Source organism: [Clostridium] hylemonae DSM 15053, from assembly GCF_008281175.1.
GTDB classification, from domain to species: domain Bacteria; phylum Bacillota; class Clostridia; order Lachnospirales; family Lachnospiraceae; genus Extibacter; species Extibacter hylemonae.
Window position 1 is genome coordinate 2,358,191 of record NZ_CP036524.1, and the last position, 13,835, is coordinate 2,372,025.

A 13,835-nucleotide genomic window follows, 5' to 3' on the forward strand; every position below is an offset into this window, starting at 1 on the left:
TTATCAAATGGAGGATGTTACGATGAAAAATAACTTTAAGCACTTGTTTTCCCCTCTGACGGTCAGGGGGATGACGATGAAAAACCGCGTTGTCATGATGCCGATGGGGAGTAATTTTGCGGGACACGACGGGGAACTGAGCGATGAGCACATCACATATTATGAACTGCGGGCAAAGGGCGGTACGGGACTTATCATTGTGGAGAATATCTGCGTAAAATACCCGGAGGGTTCCAACGGGACAACGCAGCTGCGCATAGACAAGGACTGTTATATCCCCCGGCTTTACAAACTTACGGAAACCTGTCACAGGCACGGCGCCTGTATGGGAATACAGCTCAACCACGCAGGCGCTTCGGCCATGTCGTCCCGGACGGGGATGCAGCCTGTATCCTCTTCTGTCCTGCCGTCCAAACCGGGCGGAGAGCTTCCCCGGCCGCTGTCAAAGGAAGAACTTGAAGGTATAGCCGCAGATTACGGCGCCGCGGCAAGGCGCGCCGTCAACGCGGGGTTTGACCTCGTGGAGATCCACGCGGGGCACTCCTACCTGATCAGCCAGTTTCTCTCGCCGACGATGAATGACAGAACGGATGAATTCGGAGGCTGTGCAGAAAACAGAGCCCGTTTCTGCAAAATGGTCATCGGGGAAGTGCGTGCCGCGGTCGGACCGCGCGTACCCATCTCTCTGCGCCTGAGCGTGGATGAGCTGGTCGAAGGCGGCAATACGCTGGAAGACTGCCTTGCATACCTTGAGTATCTGAATGATGAGGCAGATATCTTCGACACTTCCGCTGCGCTGAACCCTTCTATCCAGTATCAGATCGACGCCAATTACCTAGCGGACGGCTGGCGCTCCTACATGGCCAGAGCGGTGCGGGAGAAGTTTCACAAGCCATCCATCGCCATCGGCAACATCCGCAGCCCGCAGGCTGCCGAGGATATTCTGGAAAAGGGGGACGCTGACCTTATCGGTATCGGGCGCGGTCTTATCGCCGACCCCGACTGGTGTGCCAAGGCGGCCCGGGGCGACGTGTGCGATATCCGCAAGTGTATTTCCTGCAATATAGGCTGCGTCGGCAACCGCATCGGCGGCAACAGACCGCTGCGCTGTACGATAAACCCGGACATAATTGGAGGAGAGGCCTATAAAAAGCGGAACATATCAAAGCCATGCCGTGTCGTTGTCGTCGGCGCCGGCACCGCGGGGCTCGAAGCGGCATGTACCGCCGCCGAGACCGGCTGTACCGTAACGCTTCTTGAAAAGCAGGACCACATAGGCGGACTATCCGTGGAGATCTCAAAGATTCCGGACAAGAAACGGCTTGCCGATTTTCCGGACTATCTGAAGCACCGCGCGGCCGGACTTGACAATCTGACGATCAGAACAGGCGTGGACGCGACAGCCCATACTGTCAAAAGCCTCCGCCCGGACCTTGTCGTGAACGCGACCGGCTCCGTCCCCCTTCTTCCGCCCATTACCGGCCTGCATGAAAGCCTTGCGGACAAAAAAGCGGATGTGTACTCGATTCTCGACCTGATACAGAATATAGACCGCTATCCAGAAGACATGTCCGGCCGTAAGGTCATCGTGATCGGCGGCGGCGCCGTCGGCCTTGACGTGGTCGAGTTCTTCGCCCCGCGCGGCGCGGACACGACGATCATAGAGATGATGCCTTTCATCGGAAACGGGTTGGACGCCTCCTCCACCTCCTCGATGAAAGAATGCATGGAAAAGCACAGCGTGACACAGCTGGTCAACACTGCGCTCAAAAAAGTAACCCCTCATTCCTTCCTCGTGGAAAAAGACGGACAGGAAGAGGAACTCCCATTTGATTACGGTTTCGTCTGCCTCGGCATGAAGGCACACGCGCCCATCTGGGATGAACTCACAAAAGCCTTTGAAGGAGAAGACACCGCCCTTCTCAATATCGGAGACTCCGTCCGCGCCAGAAGGATCATCGACGGCACCGACGCAGGAAGACATATGGTACTGAACACATTAGAACAGCTCGGATACTTATAAACGAATCGGGGACAGGTTAAATTTAATTGGGGACGGGGTTTTTTTCAAAAAACCCCGTCCCCAATTAAATTTAACCTGTCCCCGAAGGAGCTGGTATTCTATTTTTTATTTATCTTCCAGCACTTTTTCCGTGAATGTCTTGAGTTCCATACTTCCGATATCACCTTCATCGCGTTTTCTTACGGATACGACATTCTCCGCCACTTCTTTTTCCCCTACGATTATCATATAAGGTACTTTCTGCATCTGTGCCTCGCGGATCTTGTAACCGAGTTTCTCGCTTCTGCCATCCAGTTCCACGCGGATCCCGGCTGCCTTGAGTTCGTCTGTCACCTTCTGTGCGTAATCGGCAAACTTGTCTGATACGGGCAATATCTTCACCTGTACCGGCGCGAGCCATGTCGGGAACTTGCCCGCGTAATGTTCGATTAGTATACCGATAAAGCGCTCGATGGAACCGAAGGCAACCCGGTGTATCATGATCGGTCTGTGCTTCTCGCCGTCTGCGCCTGTGTATTCCAGTTCAAATCTCTGCGGCATCTGGAAGTCGAGCTGAATTGTACCACACTGCCATGTCCTTCCGATGGAGTCTTCCAGATGGAAGTCGATCTTCGGGCCGTAGAATGCGCCGTCGCCTTCGTTTACCACATAGTCCATTCCGAGTTCTTCCAGCGCCCCTCTCAGGCCTTCCGTCGCCATCTCCCAGTCTGCATCGCTTCCCATGCTGTTCTCCGGTCTCGTGGACAGTTCCACATGGTATTTGAATCCAAACTTAGAGTACACTTCATCGATCAGCCTTGCCACGCCTTTGATCTCATCTCTTATCTGGTCCTCTGTCATAAAGATATGGGCATCGTCCTGTGTGAAGCAGCGCACGCGCATAAGGCCGTGAAGCTGGCCTGACTTTTCATGGCGGTGTACGAGGCCAAGCTCGCCCACACGCATCGGCAGGTCTTTATAGGAACGCGGCTCCACCTTGTACACAAGCATTCCGCCCGGGCAGTTCATCGGCTTAACTGCATAATCCTCCTCATCGATCACTGTTGTATACATATTGTCTTTATAGTGGTCCCAATGCCCGGAATTCTCCCACAGATGCCTGGACAGAATAATGGGCGTGGAGATCTCCACATATCCTTCTCTCAGATGGAGCTGCCGCCAGTAGTCGATAAGCAGATTCTTTAACACCATTCCTTTTGGGAGGAAAAACGGAAATCCCGGGCCCTCATCCATGATCGCAAACAGTCCCAGTTCCTTACCGAGCTTTCTGTGATCGCGCAGACGTGCTTCCTCCATTCTCTTAAGATATGCATCCAGCTCGTCCGCCTTCGGGAAGGATGTCCCGTAGATCCTCGTCAGCATCTGATTGTTCTCATCTCCGTGCCAGTATGCCCCCGCCACGCTCTGAAGCTTAAACGCTTTGATCACGCTCGTGTTGGACACATGAGGGCCCGCACAGAAATCCACGAACTCACCCTGTCTGTAAAGACTGATCTCTTCCTCCTTTGGCAGAGCCTGAATCATCTCTACTTTGTAGGATTCTCCCCGCTCCTCCATCAGTTTCAGCGCTTCCTCACGGCTCACGACACTTCTCTCAAGCGGCAGAGATTCCTTGACGATCCTGCGCATCTCTTTCTCCACCTCGGCAAGGTGCTCTGTCGTAAACGGAAAACTGAATTCAAAATCATAGTAATATCCATCTTTTACCGCCGGTCCTATAGCCAGCTTTGTATCCGGGTACAGGCGCTTTACTGCCTGGGCCAGAATATGGGATGTCGTATGGCGGAACGCCTCCTGTCCCACCTCATCTGCAAATGTCAGGTCCTGTACAGACCCGTCTTTCATACTTACTTTCATCTTGTTTCGCTCCTTTCAATATACACTTTTTGTTCTTTTCGGAAACGGTATTTCCTGAATCAAAAAAACACCCTAAACAGACAACTTGCGCTGTCCATTTAAGGGTGCATCTAACGCTGCACGGTCCCACCTTAACTTTTCACTTCAGACTCTCTCAAATCCTATCCCTTAACGCAGGAATACGGCAATGCTTACTGTCGTTTCGGCACCGCAGCTCAGGAATGGTTTTCATCTTCTTTCTGTCACAAAAAACTTCCACCAAATGTTTTTCTCTCTGGATGACTCCAAAAGACTACTCTTTTCCGTCTCTGCTTTTGTCATGTTTCCACTGTAATACCAGCTATCTTTCATTATAGCAACACACGGCAAAAAGTCAACGCATTTTCCGATTATTTTTTGATCGCCTCCTGCACATCTGCCCTGAACTGGTTCCATGCGTCCTCATTTTCCACAAAATACTTCGGACAGTTCTTTTCCGTCACATCATAATGCCGGATGACATCCTTGCTGTCCAGGTCAAACTTCTTACACAGCCAGGCGGTGAGCCGGACCATGGACTTATATGTCTCCTCGTTGAACTTTCCCGTCTCATCCGGGTGACAGCACTCAATGGATACGGTGTCATTGTTCCTGCTATTGGACGCATAAGCCACCTCCCACGTCGGAACACACTGCACGATCTCCCCGTCAAGACCTACGATAAAATTACTGCTCGCTTTTGTCTCATGGCTGTCCTTAAGGCCCTCAAAATAATTCCGGTTTTCCATGGCGGTGGCGCCTGGATTGGCCGTGTAGTGCACAACGATCCCTTTGATCTTATCCGTCTTCGTCCCCGGCCGGGAATAGGGGTTTTCTGTGAGCAGTTCCACATCCAGGTCCGGGCGGGAGGCATCTATGTCCTTTCCTTTAAGTTCTATGTAATCATTCGTGAACCATGCTGGCTTGATGATCCTTACGATCCCCACGAGCACAATGAGTACGGCAAGCACGAGCACACCGAGCCGGATATTGCGCTGGATCCTCCTCCTGCGCCTTGCTTCCGCTATTCTTCTGTCCATACTATCTCTCCAATCATTCCATACTATTTTAGCATAGTTAAGAGAAATATTTTATGAAAAAATACTTATGAATTTCTGAATGTTAAAACTCGAATTTATACGAAGTTACTGACTCAAACTGCCCTCCCGCCCGGACGACCGGACTTTCAAAATTATCTTTATTTACCGCATCCGGGAAATACTGCGTCTCAAAGCATATACCCTGATGTTTTCCGTACACTGCTCCGGCCTTTCCCCGCTCCCGGTCAAGAAAATTGCCGCTGTACACCTGCATTCCCGGCAAATCTGTAAATATCTGCATCCTGATACCGCTCTCCCGGCATGAAAATTCACCTGTCCTGCGGAACCCGTCTCCGCCCAGCACCCAGTTGTGGTCATAACCACCCGCAAAATCCAGCGCCTCGTAATCGGCGCCTATGTCTCTGCCGATCGTCTTTCTGACGCGGAAATCCATGGGCGTCCCCTCCACACTTACGATCTCGCCGGTAGGGATGGATTCTTCGTCAGCGCGCGTATATGCCTCTGCGTCCAGCCACAGCTCCTGTTCCAGAATATCGCCCGAGTCATGGCCGTTCAGATTAAAATAGCTGTGATTCGTCAAATTTACGATCGTGTCCGCCTCTGCCGCCGCCTCGTAGCGGATCTCAAGCGCGTTTTCGCCGTTCAGGCTGTACGTTACCGTGACATCCAGCGCGCCCGGATATCCCTGGTCTTTGTCCGGGCTTGACAGATGAAGCGCCACATGTCTTTCATCCGCCTCCCGCACTTCCCACAGCCTGTGGTTGTAAGTGTCAGGCCCGCTGTGCAGATTGTTGCCGTTGTCATTTTCAGCAAGCGTATATGTCTTTCCGTTCAGCGTAAACCGGGCGCCGCCGATACGGTTAGCCACCCTTCCCACCGTCCCGCCGAACGACTGCCCTCCGGCTTCATAATCCCGGGCGCAGTCATAACCGAGCACCACATCCCTCACCTGCCCGTCCCGGCACGGTATGCGCACCGATACGACTGCTGCACCGTAGTCACTGATACAGACGGTCATTCCGTTCTTATTTCTCAGTTCATATACACTTGCCTGCTCTCCTGCCTCTGTTGTTCCAAAATCACGTACCATCCCAATATCCTCCTGTCCGCTCCTATGCGTATTTTCTGCTTATTTTGTAGTTCCATTCTTTTTCTCGATCGTAAAACTGACTTCCAGCGGCCTGTCGGACGGTATGAGATACGGTCCGTGCACCGGCGCCCCCCAGCTATCGTCGCCCCCGACCCCCATCTGGGCCGCCAGCACCCGAAGCCATGTATAGTGCGGGCGCGGCAATTCCTCCCTGTGAGACGCGGCCTCCAGCTCGTAAGCGCTGTACGGCAGCACACTGTGCTCGAAAGGTCTCCTGTCCCCGGATATCCTGAGTCCGGCGCCGCTGTCATCGGTCACTTCGACCCATCTCGTCCCGGCGCGGTTACCGCATTCCTGCGGAATCAGATAACCGGACAAATTCCCGGATGCCGTATAGGTATAAACACCGAGCCTGGCCCCTTCCATGCGGTCTATATAGTTCTCCTCCGGACCAAACCCGTAATATCTTACATTATGACAGCGCTCCTTCAGCTTCATCTCCAGCCCGAATGCCGGCAGGACCGGAAGGCCGGGCGCTCCTTCATAGCGGACACGGACCTGTATCCTCCCGTCCCCCGAGGCCGTATAAGACACATAATTTTCAGATGCAGGTACGGTAGGAATTATAAATGCAAACGTTACCGTTACTTCGCCTTCCGCCTCCTCCACGTTCACATCTTTCACTTTCTGGAACAATCCCGCCGCCATCCACTGACTGCAGTCATATCCATGCTTTGCTCCCCGGTCATTGTCCGTGCAGGCTCTCCAGAATGTAGTCCTTGGCGCCCTCGTTATATACTCGGCGCCGTCATAGCACAGAGACGCCAGTCCGCCCTCCGCTTTGGAGAACATGGCCGAAAATCCTTCTCCCCTGACGCCGATATTCACATCTCCATGGATGATCTCCAGTGGGTATACCTGTTTGCCGGCGCACTTCTTCCCTTCATGGATATACTGCGCAGAACAGAGCTCATATCCTGCTTGGGCCCATTTTGTATCGTTTAACAGATGCATGGAGACTTGTACCACACATTCTTCTCCGCTCTCCTCTGCCCGCCGCATGACCGGTTCCGGCAGCGTAACGGTCTCGGCCGTAAGGGGCGCTGTCTTTATCTCCAGCTCTTTGCACAGAAGTTCCCTGTCTTCCTGAAAGATTTTTAATAAAAATATATATTCCTCTGCGGAACGAAACAGGCTGCGGTTTTTAACAGTCAGGCTGTCTTTCCCAAGCTCCAGCTTTATATCCGAATAGAGCGCCTTTACTTCCTGGGCTTTCGGCGATATGCTCCGGTCTGCATACACGATGCCGTTGGCGCAGAACTCATAGTCCGTGGCTCTGTCGTCATGGTCGCCTCCATAGGCAAATACTTCTTCTCCCTGCTCATTTACCATAAGAAGCGACTGGTCGATGTAATCCCAGATAAACCCGCCCTGGTAAGCCTCATATTTTTCCTCAAGATCTGTGTACAGTTTCAGGCCCCCCAGCGAGTTGCCCATGGCATGCATGTACTCACAGCTTATGTACGGCTTGCCTGTCTTTTTTTCCAGATACTGTTCGATCTCTTCCGGTTTGGCGTACATCCGGCTCTCCATGTCACTTATGTGGTCATACTTCCGGTTCCAGAATACTCCTTCATAGTGGACAAGCCTCGTCTCATCCCGCGACCGGAAGAACGCGGCCATAGCTTCGATGCCTGTCCCGGCATAAGATTCATTGCCGCATGACCAGATAAGTATACTCGGGTGGTTTTTGTCCCGCTCGAACATGGAGCGGGCGCGGTCCACCACCGCCGCGCTCCACTCCGGCCGGTCTCCGGGCACATTCCATGACGGATCGCACGTACCAAGCTTCTGCCATGAACCGTGACTCTCAAGATTTGCTTCGTCTATGAGATATATGCCATATTCGTCACACAATTCATACCAGTAACTGTCGTTCGGATAATGGGATGTCCGCACGGCATTGATGTTATGCCTCTTCATAAAACGGATGTCCCAGAGCATATCCTCCCTCGTGACGGCCCTTCCCCTCTTCGCATTAAACTCATGCCGGTTGATCCCCCTGAATACGATGCGCCGTCCGTTGATACACATAATGCCGTTTTTCATCTCAAACCGCCGGAACCCGGCCTTCTGCGGAACTGCCTCGATCACTTCTCCGGTACGGTCTTTCAGATACACATATACATCATAAAGATACGGCTCCTCCGCACTCCAGCAGCGCACCTTTCCGGGAGATACCGAGAAATGTATGTCACGTGCTCCCGGCTGCACTGCACGCGCGATCTCACGCCCCCTGTCATCCTTAAGCACAAGCTCCGCCTCTATATCCGTATCCCCGACAACCGTCACGTCGGCCTCCAGGCTTCCCGTCTCATAATCGGCCTCAAGTCCCGCGCGCACATACAAGTCCTGTACATGGCTCTTCGGAAGCGCATACAGGTATACGTCACGGAAGATCCCGGAAAAGCGGAAGAAATCCTGGTCTTCCAGCCAGCTGGCGCTGCTCCTTTTATATACCTCAACGGCCAGTCTGTTCTCTCCGGCCTTAAGGTACTCTGTGATCTCAAAATCCGCCGGTGTAAAGCTGTCTTCACTGTAGCCCGCGAATTTCCCGTTCACCCATACGTAGAACGCTGTCTCAACACCCTGGAAGGAGAGGCAGACCGGCTTTTCCCTCAGTCTTTCGTCCAGCTCAAAGCACCGCACATAGCTCCCGACCGGATTATAACGCTCAGACACCTCGGGCGGGCGCAGTTCTTCCTCCCCGTCCCACGGATACATCGTATTGATATACTGGTTCCGGTCATACCCCTGCGTCTGAATATGCCCCGGCACCTGGATAAGATCAAAACCGCTTACATCAAAGTCCTCCCCGTAAAACTCTGCCTGCCGCATGGACGGATTCGGAGCACAGGCAAAGCGCCATGTCCCGTTCAGGCTCTGCCGCAGCGGCATTCTTCCCCGGCATTCGGCCTCTTCTGCGCTTTCATAATATAGATGGTCGGAATGGGCCGGCGCCCGGCCCACCGCAAACACCTCCGGGTCTGCAAGCCAGCTGCAGTCTGCTTTTCGTTCATTCATTTTTCTGTCCCTCCAAAACTGTCCGTATGCCATAAATGTTACTATACTTGTCCCCTCATGGCAAGATGATCTTCACATCAAAAGAAGCAGCATATACACTGCTGCTTCTTTCAAAACGCTTTATATTTTACTCATCCACGCTGTAGTTCGGCGCCTCTTTTGTGATATGGATGTCGTGAGGATGGCTCTCTTTTAATGATGCCGCCGAGATCTTGACAAACTGTGCTTTTGTCTTCAACTCCTCAACAGTGGCCGTTCCGCAGTAGCCCATTCCGGAGCGGAGACCTCCCATAAGCTGGAATACGGTATCTTCCACCGTCCCCTTGTATGCGACACGTCCTTCGACCCCTTCCGGGACAAGCTTCTTGGCATCTGTCTGGAAGTAGCGGTCCTTGCTGCCGTTTTCCATAGCGGCGATCGATCCCATACCGCGGTACACTTTATATTTTCTTCCCTGGAACAGTTCAAATGTCCCCGGGCTTTCATCGCATCCGGCAAATATGCTTCCCATCATGCATACATTGGCTCCCGCGGCGATCGCCTTCGTCATGTCTCCCGAATACTTGATACCGCCGTCCGCAATAATAGGAATACCATATTTGTCCGCAACTTCATAACTATTCATAACTGCCGTGATCTGCGGCACACCGATACCTGCCACAATACGGGTCGTACAGATGGAACCAGGGCCGATACCGACTTTGACGGCATCTACTCCGGCCTTGATAAGCGCTTCCGCTCCCTCGCCGGTAGCCACGTTGCCTGCGATCACCTGGAGCTGCGGGAATTTGGTCTTCACCATATCCACGGTCTTGAGCACATTTGCTGAATGTCCGTGCGCAGAGTCCATGACGATCACGTCTACTTTGGCGTTGACAAGCTCCTGTACACGGTCGATGCAGTTCGCCGTAATACCGACCGCCGCGCCGCAGAGCAGACGTCCCTGCTCATCTTTCGCAGACAGAGGATACTTGATCTGCTTTTCTATATCTTTGATCGTAATAAGTCCTTTCAGGTTAAAATCTTTGTCTACAATAGGAAGCTTCTCTTTTCTCGCTTTCGCCAGAATCTTCTTCGCCTCATCAAGAGTAATGCCCTCAGGCGCGGTGATGAGGCCTTCGGATGTCATGGATTCCTTGATCTTCTTTGAAAAGTCTTCCTCAAATTTCAGATCACGGTTCGTAATAATACCGACTAATTTTTTCCCCTCTGTTATCGGCACGCCGGAAATGCGGAACTTGGACATCAGGTCGTTGGCGTCCGCCAGTGTGTGCTCCGGTGACAGATAGAACGGATCTGTGATCACTCCGTTCTCAGACCGCTTAACCTTGTCCACTTCCTCCGCCTGCTGTTCGATAGGCATATTCTTGTGTACGATACCGATGCCCCCCTGTCTCGCCATGGCGATCGCCATACGGTGCTCCGTTACCGTATCCATGCCGGCGCTCATCATCGGTATGTTCAGCTTAATATTCTTCGTCAGGTATGTTGACAAATCAACTTGGTTTGGAATCACTTCTGAATATCCTGGTACGAGCAGAACGTCATCAAATGTAATACCTTCTCCAATAATTTTTCCCATGAAATTTTATCCTCTCTTTCTTCCATCTGTTGTTATGATTTAACTGCTATAATAACCAATTATACCCTTACTTGTCAACCGCTTTTTCATTTCTTTTTGCCGTACCATGCTACTGGACAACTTTTCTCGGAGCGAGCATCTTAAACCCTTCTATGATCGTATCATTCGGTTCAAATATAACTTTCTTCTTCTGTCCCCTGTCGATGACCACCAGCGCATAGAGCCTTGCCCCCTCGTTTCTGGAACTGAAGTCAAAGGTCTTTGCATCCGCGTGCTGACGCAGTTCCAGTTCCTTTACAGGCGCCAGAAGCTCCAGATCATTGACGTGTGCGGAGAACACTCTCTTTCTCTTCGCCTTATTCATGATCTTATCGATATCCAGATCCCCGTTCACGAACAGATATTCATATTCCACATTCATCCGCCTGAACATGAAGACGTCCAGCACGACCATTCCCACCGGCAGAATGATCCCGAAAGGAAACATAAAGACAATAAGCACCGATACTATCGTGAGCGCCGCGAGCAGCGCCTTAAAAAATACATCTTTCATATCCGTTCTTTTCTTCACCAGTTGTTCCGTATAATAATCGCTCATCTGCAAATCCTCCAAATTAATAGGTGTAATTATTGTAACACATATTATGGCAAAAAGAAAACTCCTCGTAAGAGGAGTTTTCAAAACTTTCATACTTTAGCGGTATGCGCGGATTACATCATTCCCATTCCGCCTGCGCCGCCTGCCGGCATAGCCGGTACGTCTTCTTTGATATTAGCCACTACCGACTCTGTGGTGAGCAGTGTGGATGCAACGCTTGTCGCGTTCTGAAGCGCGCTTCTTGTAACCTTTGCCGGATCCAGGATTCCGTTCTCTACCATGTCTACATATTCTTCTGCCAGCACATCAAACCCTGTTCCTGTCTTGGATTCATTTACTTTATTGATAATTACGGAGCCTTCCAGTCCTGCGTTGGCCGCGATGTGGAAAAGCGGAGCTTCCAGTGCTTTCAATACGACATTTGCGCCTGTCTTCTCGTCTCCGGTAAGCTTCTGTGCCAGCGCCTCAACTTCTTTCGCCGCATGAATGTATGCAGAACCGCCGCCTGCGATGATACCTTCCTCCACAGCCGCTCTTGTTGCCGCGAGAGCATCTTCCATGCGCAGTTTTGCTTCCTTCATCTCTGTCTCTGTAGCTGCTCCTACACGGATGACCGCAACGCCGCCTGCCAGTTTTGCAAGTCTTTCCTGTAATTTTTCTCTGTCAAAATCAGATGTTGTCTCTTCGATCTGTTTTTTGATCTGAGATACTCTGTCCGCGATTTTGTCTTTATCGCCCATGCCGTCAACGATAACTGTATTTTCTTTCTGAACCTTTACAGATTTCGCGCGTCCAAGCTGGTCTAACGTCGTCTCCTTCAGGTCAAGGCCGAGTTCTTCTGAGATCACCTGTCCGCCTGTGAGGATCGCGATATCCTGAAGCATTTCTTTTCTTCTGTCTCCGTATCCCGGTGCTTTTACAGCCGCAACATTGAATGTTCCGCGCAGTTTGTTTACGATCAGAGTTGTGAGCGCCTCTCCTTCGATATCCTCTGCGATGAGCAGAAGTCTTGCGCCGGACTGTACGACCTGTTCAAGCAGCGGAAGGATCTCCTGAATGTTGGAAATCTTCTTGTCTGTAATGAGAATATACGGATCTTCCAGATTTGCTTCCATCTTATCCATATCAGTTGCCATATAAGCGGAGATATATCCGCGGTCAAACTGCATACCTTCTACAAGGTCGAGTTCTGTCTTCATCGTCTTGGATTCTTCGATCGTGATAACGCCGTCATTGGAGACTTTCTCCATTGCGTCTGCAACCATCTCGCCGACCTCCTGGTCTCCAGCGGAGATAGCGGCAACCTTTGCGATCTGCTCTTTGTCCTTGATCTTGCTGGACATGCCCGCGATAGCTTCCACAGCAGTGTCTGTTGCTTTCTTCATGCCCTTGCGCAGAATGATCGGATTGGCGCCTGCGGCCAGGTTCTTGATCCCTTCATGTACCATCGCCTGAGCAAGTACGGTAGCTGTCGTTGTTCCGTCACCAGCCACATCGTTTGTCTTGGATGCAACTTCTTTGATAAGCTGTGCCCCCATGTTTTCAAATGCATCTTCCAGCTCGATCTCTTTCGCGATCGTCACACCGTCGTTTGTGATGAGCGGCGCGCCGAATGATTTGTCAAGAACTACGTTGCGTCCTTTTGGTCCAAGTGTGACTCTGACAGTGTCTGCCAGCTGGTTTACTCCTGATTCTAATGCTGCTCTTGCTTCAGCGCCGTATTTGATTTCCTTTGCCATAATGATCTGCCTCCTAAATTATATTAATGTTCAACATGCTTCAAGCTTCTACTTAAGTATTGCCAGGATATCATCCTGCTTTACGATAATATACTCTTCTTCGTCAACTTCAACGGATGTTCCGGCATATTTGGAATAAATAACCTGCTGCCCTTCTTCTACGTTCATCTGGACTTCTTTGCCGTCCACTACCCCACCAGGCCCTACTGCTACTACTTCAGCCTGCTGCGGCTTTTCTTTTGACTGACCCGGTAATACGATACCTGACTTTGTAGTCTCTTCTGCAACTAATTGTTTCAATACAACTCTGTCTCCCAATGGTACTAATTTCATATTTATTCCTCCTTGTTATTATCTATTTGTCAGCACTCACAAAAAGAGAGTGCTAAAAGACTCTAGATATAAAATAGCACTCTCTTTTTATTTTGTCAACACACTTTATATTTAGTTTAGAACTTTTTTATAAAATCCATTCCTGAGCCGGAATACCATCACCCGTCCGAGCTTGTTCCAATACCGCTCCGTCATACTTCCGCTGCACTCGATCAGGCCTTCCTCCCCCGCTATCGTGCATTTGTATATGCCGTCCAGGGAAAATACCGGAAGCTCCGTCTGCTTTGATAATAAATATATCCGTTCTTCCTCTGGTTTATACGTGATTATTTCGCACTGATAAACAGTCTCATCAAAAAAGCCCTCATCGAGTATCATCCGCTCCATCTGTATGTCCACAGGCCTTCCCTCGTACATAATAACTTGCTCCCTTCAAAATAAGGGTATCAG

The 13,835-nt window shown here is 51.1% G+C and carries 10 protein-coding genes and 1 other annotated feature; of the genes, 1 reads left to right on the forward strand and 9 read right to left on the reverse strand.

The window, feature by feature from the left end; translation table 11 throughout:
* Nucleotides 1-22 precede the first annotated feature (22 nt).
* Nucleotides 23-2,023: an NAD(P)/FAD-dependent oxidoreductase gene (locus LAJLEIBI_RS10970; RefSeq protein WP_040434724.1), complete on the forward strand. Its 2,001-nt coding sequence runs from the start codon at nucleotides 23-25 to the stop codon at nucleotides 2,021-2,023.
* A gap of 105 nt (nucleotides 2,024-2,128) precedes the next feature.
* Here the strand turns inward: LAJLEIBI_RS10970 and thrS are convergent, their stop codons facing one another.
* From thrS to LAJLEIBI_RS11015, 9 genes are all read right to left on the reverse strand, one after another.
* A complete protein-coding gene (thrS, locus tag LAJLEIBI_RS10975; RefSeq protein ID WP_006442114.1) occupies nucleotides 2,129-3,880 on the reverse strand; it encodes a threonine--tRNA ligase in 1,752 nt (583 codons plus the stop codon).
* 97 nt (nucleotides 3,881-3,977) lie between these two features.
* Nucleotides 3,978-4,198, reverse strand: a binding site (T-box leader).
* A 71-nt stretch (nucleotides 4,199-4,269) separates the two neighbouring features.
* Nucleotides 4,270-4,938 (reverse strand): peptidoglycan recognition protein family protein, encoded by a 669-nt coding sequence (locus LAJLEIBI_RS10980; RefSeq protein WP_006442116.1) that lies wholly within the window; start codon nucleotides 4,936-4,938, stop codon nucleotides 4,270-4,272.
* Nucleotides 4,939-5,020: 82 nt separating this feature from the next.
* Complete coding sequence (locus tag LAJLEIBI_RS10985; RefSeq protein ID WP_006442118.1) at nucleotides 5,021-6,049, reverse strand: aldose epimerase family protein; 1,029 nt, start codon at nucleotides 6,047-6,049, stop codon at nucleotides 5,021-5,023.
* Between the two features lie 39 nt (nucleotides 6,050-6,088).
* The gene (gene lacZ / locus LAJLEIBI_RS10990; RefSeq protein ID WP_040434726.1) at nucleotides 6,089-9,133 is read right to left on the reverse strand and encodes a beta-galactosidase, LacZ type; all 3,045 of its coding nucleotides are present in this window, start codon (nucleotides 9,131-9,133) and stop codon (nucleotides 6,089-6,091) included.
* A gap of 127 nt (nucleotides 9,134-9,260) precedes the next feature.
* On the reverse strand, nucleotides 9,261-10,715 hold the full coding sequence (gene guaB / locus LAJLEIBI_RS10995) for an IMP dehydrogenase (protein ID WP_006442120.1): 1,455 nt from the start codon (nucleotides 10,713-10,715) through the stop codon (nucleotides 9,261-9,263).
* 109 nt (nucleotides 10,716-10,824) lie between these two features.
* Nucleotides 10,825-11,313 (reverse strand): DUF6106 family protein, encoded by a 489-nt coding sequence (locus LAJLEIBI_RS11000; RefSeq protein WP_040434727.1) that lies wholly within the window; start codon nucleotides 11,311-11,313, stop codon nucleotides 10,825-10,827.
* A 113-nt stretch (nucleotides 11,314-11,426) separates the two neighbouring features.
* Nucleotides 11,427-13,052: a chaperonin GroEL gene (gene groL / locus LAJLEIBI_RS11005; RefSeq protein ID WP_006442122.1), complete on the reverse strand. Its 1,626-nt coding sequence runs from the start codon at nucleotides 13,050-13,052 to the stop codon at nucleotides 11,427-11,429.
* 48 nt (nucleotides 13,053-13,100) lie between these two features.
* Entirely contained in the window at nucleotides 13,101-13,385 is a 285-nt protein-coding gene (locus LAJLEIBI_RS11010; protein WP_006442123.1) for a co-chaperone GroES, read from the reverse strand.
* A gap of 111 nt (nucleotides 13,386-13,496) precedes the next feature.
* On the reverse strand, nucleotides 13,497-13,802 hold the full coding sequence (locus LAJLEIBI_RS11015; RefSeq protein WP_006442124.1) for a hypothetical protein: 306 nt from the start codon (nucleotides 13,800-13,802) through the stop codon (nucleotides 13,497-13,499).
* Nucleotides 13,803-13,835: the final 33 nt, after the last annotated feature.

What these genes read in the sequence shown, in the direction of transcription:
- guaB (WP_006442120.1), bottom strand. Translation starts at nt 10,715, where the DNA reads ATGGGAAAAATTATTGGAGAAGGTATTACATTTGATGACGTTCTGCTC.
- LAJLEIBI_RS10980 (WP_006442116.1), bottom strand. Translation starts at nt 4,938, where the DNA reads ATGGACAGAAGAATAGCGGAAGCAAGGCGCAGGAGGAGGATCCAGCGC.
- LAJLEIBI_RS11015 (WP_006442124.1), bottom strand. Translation starts at nt 13,802, where the DNA reads ATGTACGAGGGAAGGCCTGTGGACATACAGATGGAGCGGATGATACTC.
- LAJLEIBI_RS10970 (WP_040434724.1), top strand. Translation starts at nt 23, where the DNA reads ATGAAAAATAACTTTAAGCACTTGTTTTCCCCTCTGACGGTCAGGGGG.
- lacZ (WP_040434726.1), bottom strand. Translation starts at nt 9,133, where the DNA reads ATGAATGAACGAAAAGCAGACTGCAGCTGGCTTGCAGACCCGGAGGTG.
- thrS (WP_006442114.1), bottom strand. Translation starts at nt 3,880, where the DNA reads ATGAAAGTAAGTATGAAAGACGGGTCTGTACAGGACCTGACATTTGCA.
- LAJLEIBI_RS11010 (WP_006442123.1), bottom strand. Translation starts at nt 13,385, where the DNA reads ATGAAATTAGTACCATTGGGAGACAGAGTTGTATTGAAACAATTAGTT.
- groL (WP_006442122.1), bottom strand. Translation starts at nt 13,052, where the DNA reads ATGGCAAAGGAAATCAAATACGGCGCTGAAGCAAGAGCAGCATTAGAA.
- LAJLEIBI_RS10985 (WP_006442118.1), bottom strand. Translation starts at nt 6,049, where the DNA reads ATGGTACGTGATTTTGGAACAACAGAGGCAGGAGAGCAGGCAAGTGTA.
- LAJLEIBI_RS11000 (WP_040434727.1), bottom strand. Translation starts at nt 11,313, where the DNA reads ATGAGCGATTATTATACGGAACAACTGGTGAAGAAAAGAACGGATATG.